This is a genomic window from Actinopolyspora lacussalsi subsp. righensis, assembly GCF_900116555.1.
Taxonomy (GTDB): Bacteria; Actinomycetota; Actinomycetes; order Mycobacteriales; family Pseudonocardiaceae; genus Actinopolyspora; species Actinopolyspora lacussalsi.
This window is the reverse complement of sequence record NZ_FPAT01000004.1, coordinates 129,354-149,058: the sequence shown is the minus strand read 5'-3', so window position 1 is coordinate 149,058 and position 19,705 is coordinate 129,354. Positions and strand designations below refer to the sequence as shown.

The window sequence follows — 19,705 nt, the reverse complement described above, 5'->3', positions numbered from 1 at the left end:
CTGGCCCAGCAGACCACCGACATGCCGCCGATCGACTACGCCGCCATCGCGCCGGTGTTGATCGTGCTGGTCGCGGCTTGTCTCGGTGTGCTGATCGAGGCCTTCGTGCACCGACGGCAGCGTTGGATCGCGCAGGTGGTGCTGAGCCTGCTGGCGGTGATCCTCGCGGGTGCGCAGGTACTCCGGCACGCGAGGGAGATCAACACCGGCGGAACCACCCTGTCGGACACGGTCGCCGTGGGACCGGCGACCCTCTTCCTGTGGGGAACGCTGCTGGCGTTGGCGCTGGGGGCGATCCTGCTGATCGCCGATCGTTCGATCGAACCCGGCGGTGCGTTCGTCGCCGAGACCAATCCCGAGGCGTCCCGGCGCCCCGCCGACGCGCCGGGAGCCGCCTCCGCCGAGGTGATGAACCGGGCCACCGCCTCGGTGGCCGGGATGCGTACCGAGGTCTTCCCGCTCACGCTGTTCTCCCTCGGCGGGATGATGGTGTTCTGCGCGGCCAACGATCTGCTGACGATGTTCGTCGCGCTCGAGGTGCTGAGCCTGCCGCTCTACCTGCTGTGCGGGCTGGCCAAGCGGCGCAGGCTGCTCTCGCAGGAAGCCGCGGTCAAGTACTTCCTGCTGGGCGCCTTCGCCTCCGCGTTCTTCCTGTACGGGCTGGCCCTGCTGTACGGCTACGCGGGCTCGGTGAAGTTCTCCGACATCGCCGACGCCACGGCGGGGAGCCTGCGTTCGGACACACTGCTGTTCGCCGGCCTCGGGCTGGTGATCATGGGGCTGTTGTTCAAGGGCTCGGTGGGGCCGTTCCACCTCTGGACCCCGGACGTCTACCACGGTGCGCCCACCGCGGTGACCGGCTTCATGGCGGCCTGCACCAAGGTCGCCGCCTTCGGCGGGATGCTGCGCCTGCTGCACGTGGCCTTCGACGCCTCCAGCTGGGAGTGGCACTGGGTGCTGTGGACCGTCGCGGTGCTGTCGATGGTCATCGGAGTGGTGTCCGGTCTGACGCAGCGGGACGTCAAACGCATGATCGCCTACTCCTCGATCGCGCATGCGGGATTTCTCATGGTCGGGGCGATCACGCTGACCGAGCGCGGCCTGTCCGCCACGTTGTTCTACCTGTTCGCCTACGGGTTCACCACGCTGGCCGTGTTCGGCATCATCGGCCTGGTCCGCACCTCGGAGGGTGAGGCAACTCACCTCTCGGACTGGGCGGGGTTGGCCAAGCGTTCGCCGCTGCTGGCCACGGTGTTCACCTTCCTGCTGCTCGCGTTGGCCGGTATTCCCGCGACCAGCGGTTTCATGGGCAAGTTCGTGGTGTTCTCCGCCGCGTTCTCCGCGGGTATGGGGCCACTGGTGGTCATAGCGCTGTTGGCCAGCGCGCTGGCCGCCTTCCTGTACCTGCGCCTGATCGTGCTGATGTTCTTCAACGATCCGGCACCCGACGGCCCCACCGTCAGCGTGCCCGGGGCTTTCACCACCGCGGCCATCACGCTCGGGGTGGTTGTCACGTTGCTGTTCGGGCTGGCACCGCAGCTGGCGCTGGACTGGGCGAGTGTCGGTGGCTTCGTGTCGTAAGGTGTCCCTCGCAGGGCATTTCCGGGGGAGACGAAGGCGACGGTGACGTGACCAGCCCAGTTGGTGAGCCGACCGGCGGTGTGCCGTGGGACACGGGCACCGCGGTCGGCGGTTTCGACATTGCCGATCCGAAGCTCGCCGAATCGGTGCGGGCCGGGATGACGCGGGTGGAACGACTGCTGCACGAATCGGTGCACAGCGATCTCGACTTCGCCACCCGCGCGTCCCTACATCTCGTCGATGCGGGGGGCAAGAGGTTCCGGCCGCTGTTCACGCTGTTGGCCGCCGAGTTCGGGGAGCCGGAGCGGGAAGAGGTGACCAAGGCGGCCGTGATCCTCGAAATGGTCCACCTGGCCACGCTCTACCACGACGACGTGATGGACGAGGCCACCATGCGGCGGGGCGCGAGCAGCGCCAATGCCAGGTGGGACAACTCGGTCGCCATTCTCACCGGCGACTTCCTGTTCGCGCAGGCGTCCCAGTTGGCGGCCGATCTGGGCAGCGATGCGGTCCGCATGCTGGCTCGTACCTTCGAGTCCCTGGTGACCGGTCAGATGCGCGAGACCGTCGGCGTCGAGGGCGGTGAGGATCTCGTGGCGCACTACCTCGAGGTGATCGACGAGAAGACCGGATCGCTGATCGCCACCTGCGGCCGGTTCGGTGCCTTGTTCTCGGGCGCGCCGCAGGAGCAGATCGGTGTGCTGGAACGGGTGGGAAAGATCGTCGGCACCGCTTTCCAGATCTCGGACGACGTCATCGACATCGCCTCCCCGCCGGACGAGTCCGGCAAGACGCCCGGTACCGATCTCCGCGAGGGAGTTCGTACACTGCCGATGCTCTACGAGTTGACCGCTTCCGACTCCGACGCACGGTTACGCGAGCTGCTTTCGGGATCACTGACGACTGATGCCGAAGTGCAGGAGGCGTTGCGACGGCTGCGCGACTCGTCCGGACTGGTTCGTGCCCGTCGAACCCTCGATACTTACGCTGAACAGGCGAGGGTCGAGCTCGCCCGACTGCCGGACTGCCCGGCACGACAGGGGCTGTTCGCGTTGGTCGACTACGTCGTGGCCCGCACCCGATGAGATGCCCCGGCGTGTCGCTCGCCACGGTGCCGGTGTCGGTCGTGGTCGCACTCGTCGCCGGTTGACTTCGCGAGAGAAAGGACCGCAGCGGTGACGTGGCTGTTTACCCAGGTGTGGCTGTGGAGCCTGGCCGCGTTCGCGGCAGGTGTGGCGGCCACCTGGCTGCTGTTCGTGCGGCCCGCCCACCAGCGGCTGCGTGAGTCGCGGGACCGTTCGTCCGCCGAAGGCGACATCCCGCTGTGGGACTCCGAATCGGTCCCGGACAGCGAGTTCCACCGTTATCCCGAGCTCGACCGGGAGACCGGGACGACCCGCGACACCGCGGTCCAGCCGGTTCCGGAGAACGGGACACTGCGCGACCGTGTCCCGGAATCCGGCACCGAAGCCGCCGCGCATAGCCCCGAGGGCTCGGACGCGGCCACCTCCTCCGGATCGGGTGCCGCCGAATGGCCGACCGAGCACGTGCCCCGGCCGTTGGGGAGCCAGCGCGCGCGCTGGATGGAAGCCGCCTCCGAGGACTTCGGCGGGTCCGTCTTCGCGGCCGCGCCCGGGCCGGAAGGCGCGCGTACCTCCCCGACGGACGAGTGGGAGCCCGTCCAGGAGAGACCGCACGGCGCCGACACCGCCTCCTTCGACGAGTCCGAGCTGCGGCTGGAGCGGGAACGCGAGCTGCGCGAGGAACATCCGCGCAGACAACCCCCCGAGTCGGCCCCCGCGCCGGGCGACGCCGAGTGGTCCGCGACCCCCACCGCACCCGCCGAGGTGAGCTCCGGTGCGGAACTCTCCGGCTCTGCCGGGGACCGCGCGTGGTTCTCGGCCGCGGAGTTCGACATGTACGACACCGACAACGTCGCCTCGGAGACCACGCGGCAGTTCGACGGTTCCGAGCTTCCCGGTTCGGGTTCGGAACCGGGCGAGCAGCACCAGGGGACGGCAGCCGGTGAGCAGGCGGGGGAGCGCTCCGGCGAGTCCTCCGAGGGGGAACTCACCGGCAGGCTGCGTTCGCTGTTCGAGCCGATGGTGACGCCCGGAATCGACCCCGACCGCAGCGGCGCCGAACTGCCTGACAGCTCGTCCTCGCCGGTGACCGACGGTGCGGGTTCCGCCCCGGAGCCCGAGGGAACCACGGGTGGGACCACTCCCGCCGGGCCCACCGACTCCGCGCCGGGTGCCGCGGGTGTCGACGAGACCCCCGAAGGGCTTCCCAGAAGAGTTCCGGGGGCCAACACCCGGCGCGGTGGCTCCGCCACCAACGCCCACTCCGTGCTGAGCGGAAACGTCCTCGACAACTCGAGCTGGGGGAGGTCCTCGGACGCGACGGCAGGCGATCCCGGCAGTGATGCCGGGAACGAACCGCAGGAGTGGTACCCCGACGAGAGGTATCCGGAACAACCGAGGCCGGACGAGAGCTACACGGTCAAGGGGCAGTTCGGCTCGCGGCAGTACCACACCGCCGATTCGCCCTACTTCGATCGGGTGGTCGCGGAGGTGTGGTTCCGCGGTCCGGCGGACGCCGAGCAGGCCGGTTTCGTCGCCTGGGACGGCCGCTCGCGCTCCTGAACGGCCCGTGCGGTGTCCGATTGGCTGTGCGGTGGAGTGGCCCCGTGCTGCGTAAATTTCTCGCGAAATCGCGGGGCCGCTGGGAGAAGGCCGTCGGGCAGGGCCGCGCTCCAACCATCCCGCAGCCGCCGTCGGGACGCGACCATGCGGCTCGCGCAGCGCGGGTGTCCCCGGTGCGTGAGTCGGACGCATCGCGAGGCCGAACCGCCACCCACGCAGCCCGAGCACCCGCGGGTTCTCCCGTGCGGCTCTCGCGAGGACGGTCCCGACGTTGTGTAGGTCGCTACCCGATGTCGGGGCACCCGCAGCGAGAGCCGTGCGAGAGGTTCCGCCACTTCAACCAGCTACGCCCCGCACGCCGAGCACAGTTCTATGCCTGGGGTGGTCTGTCGAGTAACCGGGACAGCACGACGGTGGAAACGGTCCGGTTGATGAACTCGACCGCACGCAGCCGTTCCAGCGCGGTTTCGAGGTGGTGGATGTCGGCCGCACGCAGGTGCACGATCGCGTCCGCCTCTCCCGAGACGGTGTAGGCGCGAACCACCTCCGGCAGCGGTTCCAGCCCCGCGAGCAGCCGGTCGGTGGGCACGTTGCCGTGGCAGTGCACTTCCACGAAGGCCTCGGTCCCCCAGCCGAGCGCTTCCGGGTCGACCACGGCGGTGAAGCCCTGCAGCACGCCGTTGTCCAGCAGTTTGTCCACACGTCGTTTCACAGCGGGCGCGGAGAGTCCCACCGCCTCGCCGATCTCCGCGTAACTGGCCCTGGCGTCGGTGACCAGTTGCGAAACGATTCGTTGATCCAGGGGGTCCATGTGCAACATTCTGCCGTATTCGCCGCAATGAAGGCGCATTGAATGCTGCAAAAGCAGGGATTAGATTACGTAATATGTCGGTCTCCACTGTGGCAGCGCCCGATCCCGTTCAACGGCACGACACGGCCGGGAACGTGCCGACGAGGCGTCACTACGTGATGTGTCCCCCGGAACACTTCACGGTGGAGTACTCCATCAATCCGTGGATGGACCCGGACGAGCCCGTCGACACCGAGCTGGCGATGTCGCAGTGGCGTGAGCTCGCGGGTATCTACCGTCGGCTCGGTCACACCGTCGAGACCGTGCCGCCGCAGCCGGGACTGCCCGACATGGTCTTCTCCGCGAACTCCGCCACGGTGATCGGTGGCCGAGTGCTCGGTGCCCGGTTCAGGTCATCCGAACGCGCTCCCGAGGCCGAGCACTTCCGGAGGTGGTTCTCCACGAGCGGCTATCGTGATCTGGTGATGCCCTCCCGGATCAACGAGGCCGAGGGCGACTTCGCCTGGACCGGACAGCTGCTGTTGGCGGGCAGCGGTTTCCGGACCGATCCGCAGGCCCACGCCGAGGCCCAGGAGGTGCTCGGCGTCCCGGTGGTATCGCTACGGCTCACCGACCCCCGCTATTACCACCTGGACACCGCGCTGTTCGTCCTCCGCAAGGGCGATCGACCGCAGGTCGCCTACTATCCCGAGGCGTTCTCCGAGGGCTCCCGACAGGTACTGCGCAGGCTCTTCCCCGACGCGGTGATCGCCGACTCAGCCGACGCGGAGTGCCTCGGGCTCAACGGGGTTTCCGACGGCAAGCACGTGGTGCTGCCCAGCGAGGCCACCGGTCTCGCCGAACGACTGCGCGCGCACGGCTACGAGCCGCTGCTCACCGACATCTCGGAGCTGCGCAAGTCCGGCGGCGGTCCCAAGTGCTGCACCATGGAACTGCACGAGTAACGGTGGCGGAGCGGTGGCGCAGCCGCCGCGTCTCCGCCACCGGAGGCGCGTGCCCGATTCGGTGCGGGACGACGACCGAGCGGGAACGCGAGTTCCGGTGCGACCGCTCGGGTCACTCCTCCAGCACCGCTTGCACGTCCAGCTCGATCCGTACCGTCGGACCGACCACGCCGATTCCCTTGCTCAGCAGCTGCTGCCAGTTGACCGCGTAGTCCTCCCTGCGCAGTTCCGTGGTGGAGTGACACGCCGTTCGGGTGCCGTTCCAGGAGCGCGTCCCCAGGTAGGTGGTGTCCAGCTGCACGGGACTGCTCCTGCCGCGCAGCGTCAGCTGGCCGCCGACCACCCAGCGGTCACCGCGCAGTTGGGTCAACCTGTCGCTGCGGAAGTACAGCCTCGGGTGGTTCGCCACGTCCAGAAAGTCGGCGGAGCGCAGGTGATCGTCACGCATGCGAACTCCGGTGTCGATGCTGGACGCGTCGATGGCGACCTCGACCACGGACTTCTCGAACGGTTCCCGGACCGTGACGCGCCCCTCCAGCTCGCGGAAGGCGCCGTGGATCTTCGACATACCGATGTGCTGTGCGATGAACCTGATCTCGGTGTGGTCCGGATCGAACGTCCAGACGCCGGGCTCGGGGAGCGTGCTCTCCGGGTCCCGCTCCAGGCGCACCGAGCCGATCGCGGTGTGCCGGTTCGTGCGGACCTCGGCCCTGGTGCCCGTCCGCTGGTAGCCGCCCGCCGTGATCGAGACCTTGTGGGTGCCCGGCTGCACCGTGGCGAGGAAGAAGCCGTACCCGTCGGTGGTTCCGCTGGCGACCTGCTGATTCAGTCGGTTCACCACCGTCACGGTGGCCTCGGGGAGCGGGCGATCGGCTTCGTCGTGTACCTGGCAGCTCAGCGTCCCGCCGTCCAGCGGGGTGGGAGGCAGCGCGTTGCTGGCGCCTTCTCGGGCGGGTTTGCGCGCGGCACCACGGCCGAGCAGTTTCGACAAGACCAATCCGAATCCTCTCCGCCGCCTCCCGGATGCCGGTGGCGGCAGTACGCTCCGAGCCCGTCCTCCGGCCACGGGCCCGAACGAGCAGCCTCACCGCGCCCGATGTCTCATCCGGCGGGGAGCGCGGCCGAGAGCTCCACCGCGTAGCCACCACAGCAGCCGGTTCGACAACGTTTCGCCGCCGGGTGCGGCCTCGCGTGTCGGCACGGGCCGAGCGCGTGAGTCGTTTACAAGTGTCCCTCAGTTTAGTTTCTTCGCGAGAGAAAGTTGATCGGTGGGGCTATGAGCTCGGTCTCCACCGATTCTGTGACGTGTTCGGCGTGGCGTGTTAAGGAACTGGCGGTCCTCGCGCGACGTTGTCCGAGTGAGTTCTTCACGGGGCGCCCGGCCGGCGTGAATCGCCGCTCACCGTGCGTGGTTCCCGGTCACCGTCGAAGGTGGCCGGTCCCCGGAAACTGGTCCGGAAACCGGGCGGAGGCGGGAGTACCTTGCACAGGCATTGGAACGGAGTAAAAACGGCGCTCTTGCTCGGTGCCATGAGCGCACTCATCGTGTTGCTCGGGTCGCTGTTCGGGCGGTCCGGCATGGTCGTGGCGCTGCTGATCGCGCTCGGAATGAACGGCTACGCGTACTTCAACTCGGCCAACCTCGCGTTGCGGTCGATGCGTGCTCGGCCGGTTTCCGAGGCGGAGCAGCCCGCGATGTACCGCATCGTGCGTGAACTCGCCACATCCGCGAAGCAGCCGATGCCCGCGCTCTACATCAGTCCCACCGTGGCGCCCAACGCGTTCGCCACGGGGCGTAACCCCCGCAACGCGGCCGTCTGTGCCACCGCCGGGATCCTGGAGCTGCTCGACGAGCGGGAACTGCGCGCCGTGCTGGGGCACGAGCTCTCCCACGTCTACAACCGCGACATCCTGATCTCCAGCGTCGCGGGCGCGCTGGCCAGCGCGGTCACCTTCATCGCGAACTTCGGGCTGATCTTCGCCAGCTTCGGCGGGGACGACGAGGAACGCCCCAATCTGATCGCGCTGCTGCTGGTGTCGTTGCTCGGGCCGGTGGCGGCAGCCGTGGTCCAGATGGCCGTGAGCCGCTCCCGCGAGTACCAGGCGGACTCATCGGGGGCCGAGCTGACGGGAGATCCGCTGGCCCTGGCTTCGGCACTGCGCAAACTCGAACGGGGGACCAAGCAGGCCCCGCTCGCGGCCGAGCCGAAGCTGGTCAGCGAGTCCCACCTGATGATCGCCAACCCGTTCCGCTCCGGGGAACGGATGACGCGGTTGTTCTCGACCCACCCGCCCATCTCCGACAGGGTTCGACGGTTGGAGGGTCTGGCAGGGCGCAAGCTACCCACTCGTTACTGACAGAGGTTCCCGGCGCGAGCGGGCGGACCCACTTACTTGGCGGAACCTCTCGTGCGGCTCTCGCTGCGGGTGCCCCGACATCGGGTAGCGACCTACACAACGTCGGGGCCGTCCTCGCGAGAGCCGCACCGGAGAACCCACGGGTGGTCGGGCTGCGTGGGTGGCGGGAGCTCGGCCCTGCGTCGTAACGGCGCGGTGATTTCGCGAGAAATCGACGCCACCGGGCCACAACGCCGTACTGGCGCGGCGATTTCGCGAGAAATCGACGCCACCCGGAAATCGATGTCGCAGGGATACCGGAGCCGACTCACTCGCCCCCGGCGTCCAGCTCCCGCCCGGCGATGGCCTCGGCGATCTCCATGACGTACTGGCCGTAACCGGACTTGGACAGCCGCCACCCCAGCTCGTGACACTCCTCGGGTGTGATGTAACCCATGCGCAGCGCGATCTCCTCCAGGCAGGCGATACGCACTCCCTGGCGGTGTTCCAGCACCTGCACGAACTGCCCCGCTTCCAGCAGCGACTCGTGCGTGCCCGTGTCCAGCCAGGCGTAACCACGATTCAGCTCGATCAGGTGTGCGCGCCCCCGCTCGAGGTACGTCGTGTTGACGTCGGTGATCTCCAGCTCGCCACGACTCGAGGGACGCAGCGTACGGGCTATGTCGACCACCTCGTTGTCGTAGAGGTAGAGCCCGGTGATCGCCTTGTTGGAGCGGGGCGCGACCGGTTTCTCCTCCAGTGAGACCAGCTTGCCCGCGCCGTCGGTCTCGCCGACGCCGTAGCGTTGCGGGTTGCGCACCGAGTAGCCGAACAGCGTGCAGCCTTCCAGCTCGGCGGTGCTGTGCTGCAGCAGTTTCGAGAACCCCTGGCCGTAGAAGATGTTGTCGCCGAGCACGAGCGCCACCGAGTCATCGCCGATGAAGTCCGCGCCGATCAGGAACGCCTCGGCCAGTCCGTTGGGCTCGGTCTGGGTCGCGTACTCGATGCGCAGCCCGAGGCTGCTGCCGTCGCCGAACAGGCGACGGAACAGCGGAAGGTCCTCGGGCGTGGAGATCAGCAGGATGTCACGGATCCCGGCCAGCATCAGCACCGAGAGCGGGTAGTACACCATCGGTTTGTCGTAGACCGGGAGAAGCTGCTTGGACACCACCTGGGTGACCGGGTGCAGCCGCGTACCGTTTCCCCCGGCCAACACGATTCCCTTCACCGAGCTCTCCCGTCGACGGTTACGAGTGCTGTGCGTGCGGCGTGACTACCCCGCGAGCGGGCTCGTCCCGCACCCCGTTCAACGGTAGTTCTCGAACTGCAGCGCCACGTCGAAGTCACTGCTTTTCAGTAGCGAGATCACGGCCTGCAGATCGTCTTTCTTCTTGCCCGAAACCCGCAACTGGTCGCCCTGGATCTGCGCCTGCACCCCCTTGGGGGCCTCGTCGCGGATCTTCTTGGAGATCTTCTTGGCGGTTTCCTGCGCGATCCCCTGCTTGAGGGTTCCGGAGACCCGGTGCACCTGGCCCGAGCTGACCGGTTCGCCCAGCTCTACCGCCTTCAGTGAGATTCCCCGCTTTACCAGTTTCTCCTTGAAAACCTCGATCGCGGCCCTGCAGCGCTCCTCGGTCTCGGACTCCAGGGTCACGGCCTCCTCTCCGGTCCAACTGATCTTCGTGCCGGTTCCCCTGAAGTCGAACCGGTTCGCGAGCTCCTTGGCAGCCTGGTTGAGTGCGTTGTCCACCTCCTGCCGGTCGACCTTGCTCACTACGTCGAACGACGGGTCCGCCATGTCGGCAACTCCTCACGAGCGCTGGTTTGGTGAGCGAATACGCTACCCCGGCCCCCTTACACGAGCGCGGGTGCCGGTATGTAGGATTTTGGTACAAGCCAACAGCGAATGGCTGCTATGCCGGGTTGCCCGAGCGGCCAAAGGGAGCTGACTGTAAATCAGCCGCGCAAGCTTCAGAGGTTCGAATCCTCTACCCGGCACCACTGGGAACACCGCCCTCTGACCCGCGAAGACGGGCAGGGGGCGGTTTCTTTTGGCCACGGCTCGGCCCGCCTGTTCCCACCCCAGCGGTGTTCGAGCGCTCGTCGGTGCGGTATGCGGCTTCGCCGCATCGGATCCGATGAGTCTTCACAGCTGCTCCGCCGTGCCCCGGTGTTCGTTGCCGCTGGGCGCATTACCGCTGTGCTCGTTCGGCAGCCGGGGGGTGTGCCGCTCGGCATCACCGGTAGGTATGATCGTCCGGCACGAGCCAGCGATGACTGGCAAAAGCCGGGTTGCCCGAGCGGCCAAAGGGAGCTGACTGTAAATCAGCCGCGCAAGCTTCAGAGGTTCGAATCCTCTACCCGGCACCACTGGGAACACCGCCCTCTGACCCGCGAAGACGGGTCAGAGGGCGGTGATCTTTCGCCCATGCTCGAACGAGACCGCGCCTGGCCGCTCCGCAGCGGAGGAGGTCGCTCGTTTCATCGGAAACAGCGGTAGTGATAGCTCGATCTCGTAACGAAGCCCAACCGCTCGTAGAGGTCGCGTGCGGCGACGTTGTCGGCCGTCACCTGCAGCCAGGCGTGCTCGCTTCCCAGCTCGACGGCACGTTCCAACAGGCCGTGAAGGATCGCGCTCGCGTGGCCGCGACGTCGCGCGTCGGGCCGGACCGCCATGCAGTACACCCCTGCCCAGGAACCGACCAGGGCGAGCCGTCCCACCGCGGCGGTGCCGTGCCGGTCCTCGCTCGCCGCGTACAACGCTTCACCACCGGTGAGTATCTCGTGGGCGATCGCCCGCGACTCGTGTCCGCCCCGGCCGTCCACCTCCCACCACAGATCCAGCCAGGACGAGTCCGGCCGGTTCGACACCCGTACTTCGCGGTGGGGCGGTGGAGTCCGGCGCAACACGTCCGCGATCGGCGCGACCTGAACGATCGTCGGCGTTCGGACTTCGTATCCCCGCCGAGCCAGTGCGGAGTCCAGACCGGAGGGTCGCGCGGCTGGGCCGAGCTGGAACACGGGCGGCAGTCCGAGGCCGCGGTACAGCTCCTCGACGCGGCCGATGGCGTCGGCGAGGTCGTTCGGGCAGTGGACCGGCAGGACCGAGTTGGCCCGCCGCGTCACTCCGTCGGAAAGCCGCGCGATCCAACCGTCGACCGTCGTCTCCCGAATCGCGGGCCATCCCCGTCGCATGAGCGTCTCCAGCTCGGCGAGTGAGATCACGGATTGAGCATAGTGATGCAACGAGGTGCATTTCTACGCATTTCGTTGGGTCGTTTCGTTGGGTTCAGCCCCGCATCCGCCGGATCGTGTCGCGACTATCCGACTCTCCCGGCACACTGCCGGGAAGTGGCGGACCTTCCCCGGAGGAAGGTTTCGACGGCGCTTCCCGGTCCGAACCCGCCGTCCGGACGTCCCGGAACTAGGACGACCCGTGGAACACCGCCCCCCGTCAGGCTCAGCCACTCCTCGAACACCGCCCGGTCGAAATCGGCCTCGGCGTGGAACTCCGTGCGGTCCAGCCGCACGTGATGCGTCCGGCAGTCCACCAGGTTCCAGTCCTGCAGGGTCGCGGTGGTCAGGTCGAGACTGATGTCGTGCCAGAATTTCGGACTGGTCGGCTCCCCGCTCGTGTCCGGATCCGGTCGGAGGTGTGACCAGATCAGCCGCCGCGCCCGGCTGGTGTGCCGCGTGCCGCTCGGTGGCGTCGTACCTGGCGTCGGAGCCGCTCGCTCCTGCTGATCCGGCGAGAACTCGGAACCGAGCCGTACCCGAGACTGGCACCGCTCCGACACCTCGTGTGGCGGTTCGGAAGCACCGGGTGTTCCCGGTTCCGGTTCTCTTGCGGAACGGAGCGGTTCCGTGGACGCCGTCACGAAAGCGGTTGTAGCGTCACCGCATGCGTGTACTGACCACCCCCGAAGAGGGTTTCGCCGGCGTCGTCGGCTTCGAGCACCGTCCCCACTACGTCGAGCTGTCCGATCAGGACGGCGGAACGCTGCGCATGGCCTACGTCGCGGCCGGTCCGGCGGACGGCCCGACGGTGCTGCTGCTGCACGGGGAGCCGAGCTGGTCCTTCCTCTACCGCGACGTCATGTCGGTGCTGGCGGAGGCGGGCATCAGGGCCATCGCTCCCGATCTCGTCGGTTTCGGTCGTTCGGACAAGCCGTCCGAGATCGGCGACCACAGCTACGCGCGGCACGTCGAGTGGCTGCGCCAGTTCGCCTTCGACGTGCTCGACCTGCGTGAGCTCACTCTGGTGGGGCAGGACTGGGGCGGGTTGCTGGGACTGCGGCTGCTCGCGGAGCACCCGGACAGGTTCTCGGGTGCTGTCGCGGCCAACACCGGCATGCCCACCGGCGATCACGACATGCCCGAGGTGTGGTGGCGGTTCCGCAGGGCCGTGGAGCAGGCGGAAACCCTCGACGTCGGACGGCTGGTGGCGAGCGGCTGCGCCCGGCCGATGTCTCCGGAAGCGCGCGCCGCCTATGACGCGCCGTTCCCGGACGAGTCCTACAAGGCCGGGCCGCGCGCCATGCCGGGCCTGGTACCGACCAGCCCGGACGATCCGGCCACCGAGGCGAACCGTGCCGCGTGGCGAGCGCTGGCGGCGGACGACACACCCGTGCTGACCGCGTTCAGCGACAGTGATCCGATCACCGCGTACATGGGGCCGGTGCTGCGCAAACTGCTGCCGGGTGCTGCCGGACAGCGACACGCGACCATCGCCGAAGCCGGTCACTTCCTCCAGGAGGACGCGGGTGCCGAACTGGGCCGCGTGGTGGCCGAGTTCGTCCGCCGTTCGAGCTGAACGCGGGCGGAGCCGAACGCGGGCAGCACCGGACGGTGCCGGAAGCGGACAGGGCGGTGCGGTTCCGGCGCGAGAGGTGGCGGAACGACGCCTGGCGGGGGCCGCACCGAGCGACCCCCGCGGAAACCGGGCCGACGAGATCCCGTCGACCACGGCGACTCGTCAGTGCACCACGTCCCGCGAACCGATACCGGTCAGCGAGCGCACCTTCATCGCGTCGAAGTCCTCCGGATCGGCGGAACGCGGCCGTACGAGGGTGCCGATCACACCGCACAGGAACGACATCGGGATCGACACGAGACCCGGGTTGCTCAGCGGGAAGAAACTGAAGTCCACCGAGGGGAAGACCGAGTCGGCGGACCCGGAGAACACCGGTGAGAACAGCATGAGCAGCAGGCAGGACGCGAGCCCGCCGTACATCCCCCACAGGGTTCCGCTGGTGTTGAACCGCTTCCAGAACAGCGTGAACACCAGAGTGGACAGGTTCGCGGAGGCGGCGATCGCGAAGGCCAGTCCCACGAGGAAGGCGATGTTCTGCCCGTTGACGAGGATCCCGCCCAGGATGGCCGCGAGACCTATGACCATCGCGGTGATGCGCGCCACCCTGACCTCGGAGGCGGGATCGGCCTTACCGCCGCGCATCACGTTGGCGTAGAAGTCGTGCGCGAACGAGGCGGATGCCGTCAGGGTCAGGCCCGCGACCACGGCGAGAATGGTCGCGAAGGCCACCGCGGAGATCACACCGAGCAGTACCGTCCCACCGATCTCGTAGGCGAGCAGCGGAGCGGCGGAGTTCTCGCCACCCGGTGCGTTGTTGATGGTCTCGGTGCCCACCAGTGCCGCCGCGCCGAATCCGATGACCAGCGTGCAGAGGTAGAACAGCGACATCAACCAGGTGGCCCACACGACCGATCGGCGCGCTTCCCGCGAGTTCGGCACCGTGTAGAACCGCATCAGCACGTGGGGCAGTCCGGCCACGCCGAGCACCAGGGCCATCGACAGCGATACGAAGTCCAGCTTCGTCAGCGCGCTTTCGCCGTACTGGGCGCCCGGGGCGAACAGGCGTTCACCGAGCGGGTTGTTCTCGGCGGCGCGCTGCATCAGGCTGCTGAAGTTGAAGCCGAACTTGCCCAGCAGGAAAAGGGTTATCAGTGCCACCGACAGCAGCAGCATGACCGCTTTCAGTATCTGCACCCACGTGGTGCCCTTCATGCCGCCGATGAGCACGTAGAAAACCATGACCACGCCGACCACGGCGATCACCAGGGCTTGTCCCGCGCCGCTGTGAATGTCCAGCAGCAGGGCCACCAGATCGCCCGCTCCCGCCATCTGCGCGACCATGTAGGCGATCGTGATGAACAGGGTGGACACGGCGGCCGCGGCACGCACCGGACGTCGGCGCATCCGGAAGCTGAGCACGTCGCCCATGGTGAACCGGCCGGTGTTGCGCAGTCGCTCCGCGACCAGCAGCAGGTTCACCAGCCAGGCCACGAGAAAGCCGATCGAGTAGAGGAACCCGTCGTAGCCGTGTACCGCGATGGCACCGGCGATGCCGAGGAACGAGGCAGCGGACAGGAAGTCACCGGAAAGCGCGACTCCGTTCTGCGCACCGGAGAAGGTTCCCCCCGCCGCGAAGTAGTCGTTGGTGTTCCCGCTGCTGCTGGCCCGGTAGGCGATCAGCAGTGTGAGCAGAATCAACCCGGCGAACACGCTGATGTTGACGACGGGGCTGGTGTCGCCGAGCGGGGACTGCTGTTGCGCCAGTGTGTTCACGGCTGACCACCACCGGCGGTCTCCCGCAGCTTGTCCACCTCGGGATCCACCCGCCGCTCGGCGAACTTGACGTAGAGCGTGGTGATCAGGAGCGTGGAAACGAACTGTCCGACCCCGAACAACAAGCCGACATTGATGTTGCCGAAGACCGGTTCGCCCATGAAGTCCGGCGCGTAGGCGGCCAGTAGTACGTACCCGAGATACAGGACGAGAAACAACACGGTCATCGGCAACACGAAGCGCTTCAGCCGTGAACGCAGTTCACCGAATTCCGCCGATCCCGCAATTCCGGCGAAATCGGGGCCGGTTTTTCCGCCGAGTGCCGCGCTTTTCTCGATACCGCCGAAGGAAGCATGCGTTTTCTCGCTTCGCTCCCCGTATCGCGCGCGCAGTGATGGTGGCGTCGTGTTGCTCATGCGCCCTTCTTCCGAAGCAGGTGAACTGTGTCGGTGGGGTTGTGCCGATTCGGTGTGTTCGGCGCGACCACGTCGACAGCCGACGCGAATCGCGACGCCTCCCGGCCGTGGTGTCGGCCCGCCGGAGCCTGTCCGGTCAGCGCAACATACTACGTCCTTGTTCCCGCTATCGGGGGAATCCTGTTGCTCCCCCCGCTGTAGTCGGACGGATGTACAGTCCGGACTACGGGGCATGGCCGAGGGGTCTCGCTCTGTCGTGTCGCAGCTCATGGGCCATTACCGATGAGTACCACAGTGGCTCGACGGCGTCGCACCTGTCCCGGTTTTCACAGTCGGTCGAACACGCTAGGGTAATGCGGTTCGACACCTTGTGCGAACTTTCTCCGTCCTTCGTGTGTCACGCTGCCGGGCAAACCCAAAACATGATCTTGTATGTGCCCGGATGTCCTGTTCAGGCGGGCGGGGTGGAAAAGTCGCCCCGCGATCGGTACCTTGTCCGCTATCTTTACAATCCGAGATGGCCACAAGCCGCGCGTCGCCCGTTCGAAAAGGCTGGTGAAGTGACCCTCGCGGTACGCGACTATTGGTGACGGAGCGTATTGTGGGGATCACGCCCGCCCAGAATATCGCGTACCGAAGTGATCCGGGATGCGCTCGGAGCGACTCGGGGAACACGGGGATAAGCCTTCACTCGGCCGGGTGGCACAGGCGCCGTTCTCCTACGATTTGTTCGTTCGGAAGGGACCGCACCGTGACAGAGCAGGACGAACGACAGCTTGACTTTCGGGAGCTTTCGTGAGTGCGGCGGCACGACGGGCGAACCGGGAACAGGTCCGAGACACCCGAGCCGCGCGGAACAGGCCCGGTGGTGCGCGGCGAGCCTCACTCCGCGACTGGCGGAACTGGCGGATCCCGGTCAAGCTCGGGGCCGTCGTGCTCGTTCCGGTCGTGTTCGTGCTCGCGCTCGGTGTCTTCCAGATCAACGACGAGGTTTCCCAGGCGAATCGTTACAAGGAGATCAGCAGGCTCACCGAGGCGCGGGACAGCATCCAGCCGCTGCTGACCGGACTGCAGACCGAGCGCACCAGGGCCGCCGAGCTGCTCGGTGAGGCCCCCGGCGCACGCCAGGAGTACCAGAAGCAGTACGAGAAGGTCACCGAATTCGTGGAGCAGGCGCCGCAGGTGCTGCACAACGTGCAGAAGTTCAGCCCGGTGACCTCGGCGCAGTTCGACCAACTCCGCGGGCAGCTCGGGAAACTGCGCGAACTGCGCGAGGGAGTGATGACCCGTTCGCTGCGGCCCGTCGACGCGATCGGAACCTACAACGAGATCGTCAGCTCGCTGCTGTCGATGGAGCGCGCGGTCATCAACACCATCGACGACTCGAGGCTCTACAGCACGATCAGCGCGCTGCACGAACTCTCCAGGGCCGAGGACGAGATCCGGATCCAACGTGCCCTGGTGGACGCCGCGCTGCCCCGGAGCGATTTCACTCCCGACCTGACCGACGCGCTCAACGACTCCAGGGCCCGGCTGGACTCGCGGATAACCAGTTTCGAGTCCGTGGCCAACTCCGAGCCGAGACAGGCCAGGGAGGTCGTCAACAGCGATGTCATGCAGCGGTGGCTGGAGACCGAGGATCAGCTCATGCGGGCGATCCGGGTCGACGAAGTGCGCTCCTCCCTGACGCTGGACCAGTGGAACCAGCTCTCCGACAAGCTGATCAACAGCACCACCCAGGTGCGCTACGAGTTGTCGAAGCAGTTCAACCAGCGCGCTTACTCGTTGTACGACGAAGCCAGCGACCGGGCCGGACTGACCACCGTGATCATGGTCGCGGGGCTGATCGTGGCAGCGGCCATCATCGTCGTGATGGGGCGCAATCTGCTCAGGTCGCTGGATCAGCTGCGCCGCGGCGCGCTGCACGCCGCTGACGAGCAGTTGCCCCGTGCCGTCGACCGCATCCGGCACGGCTCCTCCGAATCCGATGTGGAGGTCGACGCGGTGCCGGTGCGGACCACCGAGGAGGTCGGTCAGGTGGCCCGCGCCTTCGACGAGGTCAACCGCCAGGCCCTTTACCTCGCCTCGGAGCAGGCGAACCTGCGGCGCGGTTACAGTGACTCCTTCGTCAACGTCTCCCGGCGCAGTCAGAGCCTGCTGGAGCGTCAGCTGCGACTGTTCGAGCAACTCGAGCACGATGAGGACGACCCGGACCAGCTGGCGACGCTGTTCCGGCTCGACCATCTCGCCACCAGGATGCGGCGCAACAACGAGAACCTCATGGTGCTGTCCGGTAGCGACATGGCACGCCGGTTCACCCAGCCGGTGCAGCTGTCCGACGTGCTCCGTGCCGCGATCTCCGAGATCGAGCACTATCCCCGTGTGGTGGTGCAGTCGCCCCCGGCGGCCCGGTTGGTCGGCTACGCGGGCAGCGACCTGGTGCGGTTGATGGCCGAGTTGCTCGACAACGCCGCGAACTTCTCCTCCCCCGAGACCTCGGTCACGGTCTCCAGCCATCAGTCCGAGGACTCCTCGTTGACCATCGACGTGCTCGACCACGGGATCGGCATGGGGGAACAGGAACTCGCCGAGGCCAACGACCGACTGGCCTCCTTCGACGAGTACGACCTGTCAACCTCCCGGCGAATGGGGCTGCTGGTCATCGCACGGCTGGCGGGCAGGCACGGCATCACGGTGCGGTTGCACGGCGGGGACGACGTCGACGGAGTTCGCGCCACGGTCCGGATTCCGCCCGACCTGGTCATTCCCGACGGTTCCGCGCAGTCCGCAGTGCGGTCCACGCCCGAGCCGAGCCCTTCCACCATCGAACAGCGGCTGTCCGCCCCCGGTCAGGACAGCTCCGGCAGCACCGCCACCGAGCAGCCGGGACAGCAGGGCGACGAGCGGCCCCGCAGCGGCGATGAACAGCACCGCAGTGGCGACGAACAGACCTCCGCTCCCCGTGCGAACGGGGCCAATGCCAACGGGGCCAACCGTCATCAGATCCTGGAAGGTGGTCTGCCCCGTTTCGATCTGGGAGAGCCCCCCTCGCTGCCGACCCAGCAGCGTGGCGGTTCCCCGGCGACTCCCACCCAGCCCCCGTCCCAGACCGGTGACCGTTCCCGGCCTCCGGAACAGGGGAACCCGCGGCCGCAGGCTCCGACACCGCCCCCCACGCCGGTTTCCCAACCGGAACACCCGGCCGCTGCCGAGCCGGTCCGCTCCGCGAGCCAGCAGCGGGATCCGGAGCCGTCGGACAGGTTCCGCGGTCTCTTCGAACCTCCGGAGGGTCAGGAGTACGTGGAAAACGCCGAGGAGGACGAGTCGTTCGGGGCATCGCTGCACTTCGACGACTTCGCGTCGGAAGAGGGGCCGGAACAGCGTTACTCGGACAGCGCGCCGACCGTTGTTCACGCGATAGCACCCCGAACCGGTTCATCCGCGATGTTCACCGACTCCGCACCACAGTGGTTCCACCCGTCACCCGAGGACGCCTATCACCAGACCTCCTCGGGGCAGTCCGGCACCGGTGAGTGGTCCTGGCCCACCGGCGAGGACGACAACGACCGGCGAGTCCCGCACGAGAGGGGGACCCTCGGCGAAAGGCTCCCCGGCGAAAGGCCCTCCAGCGACAGGCCCGGTGACGGGGGAGTCCCCGCTGGGACGCCGGTTCCGCCGGGCAGCACGGAGGAGACCACACAACATCCCCGGGTGGAGGAACCCACCTCCGAGTCCCGTGCGGACCCGGGCGGTTTCACCCCCTCCGGTCTGCCGCGTCGCACGCCGCGCGGCCAGTCGAACGCTTCCGGTGGTCGGTCCGGAGCCGCTCCCGACGGTCCGCGGGCCGGTGGGAACCCCGGTTCAGCCGCCGGTGGCAGAGGACTCAGCTGGATGGAAGAAGCCGAGTTCGAGAAGTCCTCGGACAGCGCCGCCTCCGGAATCCCCGGCGGCGGTTTCCCCGACCAGGGGCCGCGGCACGACCAGTCGCCCTCGACGGCACAGCATGCCGATGCCCCCGGAGCCGAAGCCAACCATCAGCTCGACGGACGAGCTCGACAGCAGCGGGATTCGTCGAGTTGGATCACTCGATCGGAGTCTCCGGTGAACGAGTCCTCCGCGTGGAACTTCGAAACCGACCAGGCACAGCAGGAAGCGGACGCGGCCGCGGACCCACAGCCCTCGGACTACACCTCGGCGGGCTTACCCAGGCGAGTGCCCAAACAGCATCTCGCCCCCGGAAGCGCCCCACCACCGAGCGGTCAGAGTTCCGGGGCCCAGAACACGCCGGCGCCGGACGAGACCCGTGGCCGGTTGTCGAGTTTCCAGCAGGGTGTGCGTCGGGGCAGGCACAGCGCTGGGGAATAGATAGGTGGGGCCGAGTTCCG

Annotated in this window: 15 protein-coding genes and 2 tRNA genes; 9 read left to right on the top strand and 8 right to left on the bottom strand. The window is 67.6% G+C overall.

Annotated elements, in window-relative coordinates:
* Positions 1–21: 21 nt before the first annotated feature.
* The 3 genes from nuoN (at position 22) to BM394_RS09035 (ending at position 4,226) form a co-directional block, all read left to right on the top strand.
* Positions 22–1,581: an NADH-quinone oxidoreductase subunit NuoN gene (gene nuoN, locus BM394_RS09045; RefSeq protein ID WP_092977198.1), complete on the top strand. Its 1,560-nt coding sequence runs from the start codon at positions 22–24 to the stop codon at positions 1,579–1,581.
* A gap of 47 nt (positions 1,582–1,628) precedes the next feature.
* The gene (locus BM394_RS09040; RefSeq protein WP_281246429.1) at positions 1,629–2,666 is read left to right on the top strand and encodes a polyprenyl synthetase family protein; all 1,038 of its coding nucleotides are present in this window, start codon (positions 1,629–1,631) and stop codon (positions 2,664–2,666) included.
* A gap of 90 nt (positions 2,667–2,756) precedes the next feature.
* Entirely contained in the window at positions 2,757–4,226 is a 1,470-nt protein-coding gene (locus BM394_RS09035) for a sunset domain-containing protein (protein WP_092976641.1), read from the top strand.
* 370 nt (positions 4,227–4,596) lie between these two features.
* On the opposite strand, the gene BM394_RS09030 is transcribed toward BM394_RS09035, so the two are convergent.
* On the bottom strand, positions 4,597–5,037 hold the full coding sequence (locus BM394_RS09030; protein WP_165400710.1) for an Lrp/AsnC family transcriptional regulator: 441 nt from the start codon (positions 5,035–5,037) through the stop codon (positions 4,597–4,599).
* Between the two features lie 74 nt (positions 5,038–5,111).
* Between BM394_RS09030 and ddaH the strand changes: the two genes are divergently transcribed.
* Complete coding sequence (gene ddaH, locus BM394_RS09025) at positions 5,112–5,981, top strand: dimethylargininase (protein WP_092976638.1); 870 nt, start codon at positions 5,112–5,114, stop codon at positions 5,979–5,981.
* Positions 5,982–6,093: 112 nt separating this feature from the next.
* On the opposite strand, the gene BM394_RS09020 is transcribed toward ddaH, so the two are convergent.
* Positions 6,094–6,978, bottom strand: coding sequence for a YceI family protein (locus BM394_RS09020; RefSeq protein ID WP_092976636.1), 885 nt, complete (start codon positions 6,976–6,978; stop codon positions 6,094–6,096).
* 485 nt (positions 6,979–7,463) lie between these two features.
* Here BM394_RS09020 and htpX point away from each other — a divergent pair, with 485 nt between their 5' ends.
* Complete coding sequence (gene htpX, locus BM394_RS09015) at positions 7,464–8,339, top strand: zinc metalloprotease HtpX (protein ID WP_092976633.1); 876 nt, start codon at positions 7,464–7,466, stop codon at positions 8,337–8,339.
* A 307-nt stretch (positions 8,340–8,646) separates the two neighbouring features.
* On the opposite strand, the gene rfbA is transcribed toward htpX, so the two are convergent.
* Complete coding sequence (rfbA, locus tag BM394_RS09010) at positions 8,647–9,546, bottom strand: glucose-1-phosphate thymidylyltransferase RfbA (RefSeq protein ID WP_092976630.1); 900 nt, start codon at positions 9,544–9,546, stop codon at positions 8,647–8,649.
* Between the two features lie 78 nt (positions 9,547–9,624).
* Entirely contained in the window at positions 9,625–10,116 is a 492-nt protein-coding gene (locus BM394_RS09005; protein WP_092976626.1) for a YajQ family cyclic di-GMP-binding protein, read from the bottom strand.
* A gap of 119 nt (positions 10,117–10,235) precedes the next feature.
* Here BM394_RS09005 and BM394_RS09000 point away from each other — a divergent pair.
* Both BM394_RS09000 and BM394_RS08995 read left to right on the top strand, forming a co-directional pair.
* A tRNA-Tyr gene (locus BM394_RS09000) sits at positions 10,236–10,319 on the top strand.
* Positions 10,320–10,604: 285 nt separating this feature from the next.
* Positions 10,605–10,688: transfer RNA gene (locus BM394_RS08995), tRNA-Tyr, on the top strand.
* A 111-nt stretch (positions 10,689–10,799) separates the two neighbouring features.
* Here the strand turns inward: BM394_RS08995 and BM394_RS08990 are convergent.
* Together BM394_RS08990 and BM394_RS08985 are read right to left on the bottom strand one after the other, a co-directional pair.
* Complete coding sequence (locus BM394_RS08990; RefSeq protein ID WP_217643418.1) at positions 10,800–11,543, bottom strand: GNAT family N-acetyltransferase; 744 nt, start codon at positions 11,541–11,543, stop codon at positions 10,800–10,802.
* A 95-nt stretch (positions 11,544–11,638) separates the two neighbouring features.
* Positions 11,639–12,196, bottom strand: coding sequence for a hypothetical protein (locus BM394_RS08985; RefSeq protein ID WP_139235179.1), 558 nt, complete (start codon positions 12,194–12,196; stop codon positions 11,639–11,641).
* A 23-nt stretch (positions 12,197–12,219) separates the two neighbouring features.
* Here BM394_RS08985 and BM394_RS08980 point away from each other — a divergent pair, with 23 nt between their 5' ends.
* A complete protein-coding gene (locus BM394_RS08980; protein ID WP_092976620.1) occupies positions 12,220–13,131 on the top strand; it encodes a haloalkane dehalogenase in 912 nt (303 codons plus the stop codon).
* A 162-nt stretch (positions 13,132–13,293) separates the two neighbouring features.
* Here the strand turns inward: BM394_RS08980 and BM394_RS08975 are convergent, their stop codons facing one another.
* Together BM394_RS08975 and BM394_RS08970 are read right to left on the bottom strand one after the other, a co-directional pair.
* Entirely contained in the window at positions 13,294–14,904 is a 1,611-nt protein-coding gene (locus tag BM394_RS08975) for a solute symporter family protein (protein WP_092976617.1), read from the bottom strand.
* Positions 14,901–15,320, bottom strand: coding sequence for a DUF485 domain-containing protein (locus tag BM394_RS08970; protein ID WP_092976614.1), 420 nt, complete (start codon positions 15,318–15,320; stop codon positions 14,901–14,903). The genes BM394_RS08975 and BM394_RS08970 overlap by 4 nt, the downstream gene beginning before the upstream one ends.
* 795 nt (positions 15,321–16,115) lie before the next feature.
* On the opposite strand from BM394_RS08970, the gene BM394_RS08965 reads away from it, so the two are divergent.
* On the top strand, positions 16,116–19,685 hold the full coding sequence (locus BM394_RS08965) for a nitrate- and nitrite sensing domain-containing protein (protein ID WP_092976611.1): 3,570 nt from the start codon (positions 16,116–16,118) through the stop codon (positions 19,683–19,685).
* The last annotated feature ends 20 nt before the right edge of the window (positions 19,686–19,705 follow it).

What these genes read in the sequence shown, in the direction of transcription:
- nuoN (WP_092977198.1), top strand. Translation starts at nt 22, where the DNA reads ATGCCGCCGATCGACTACGCCGCCATCGCGCCGGTGTTGATCGTGCTG.
- BM394_RS09030 (WP_165400710.1), bottom strand. Translation starts at nt 5,037, where the DNA reads ATGGACCCCCTGGATCAACGAATCGTTTCGCAACTGGTCACCGACGCC.
- ddaH (WP_092976638.1), top strand. Translation starts at nt 5,112, where the DNA reads ATGTCGGTCTCCACTGTGGCAGCGCCCGATCCCGTTCAACGGCACGAC.
- BM394_RS09005 (WP_092976626.1), bottom strand. Translation starts at nt 10,116, where the DNA reads ATGGCGGACCCGTCGTTCGACGTAGTGAGCAAGGTCGACCGGCAGGAG.
- BM394_RS08980 (WP_092976620.1), top strand. Translation starts at nt 12,220, where the DNA reads ATGCGTGTACTGACCACCCCCGAAGAGGGTTTCGCCGGCGTCGTCGGC.
- BM394_RS08970 (WP_092976614.1), bottom strand. Translation starts at nt 15,320, where the DNA reads ATGAGCAACACGACGCCACCATCACTGCGCGCGCGATACGGGGAGCGA.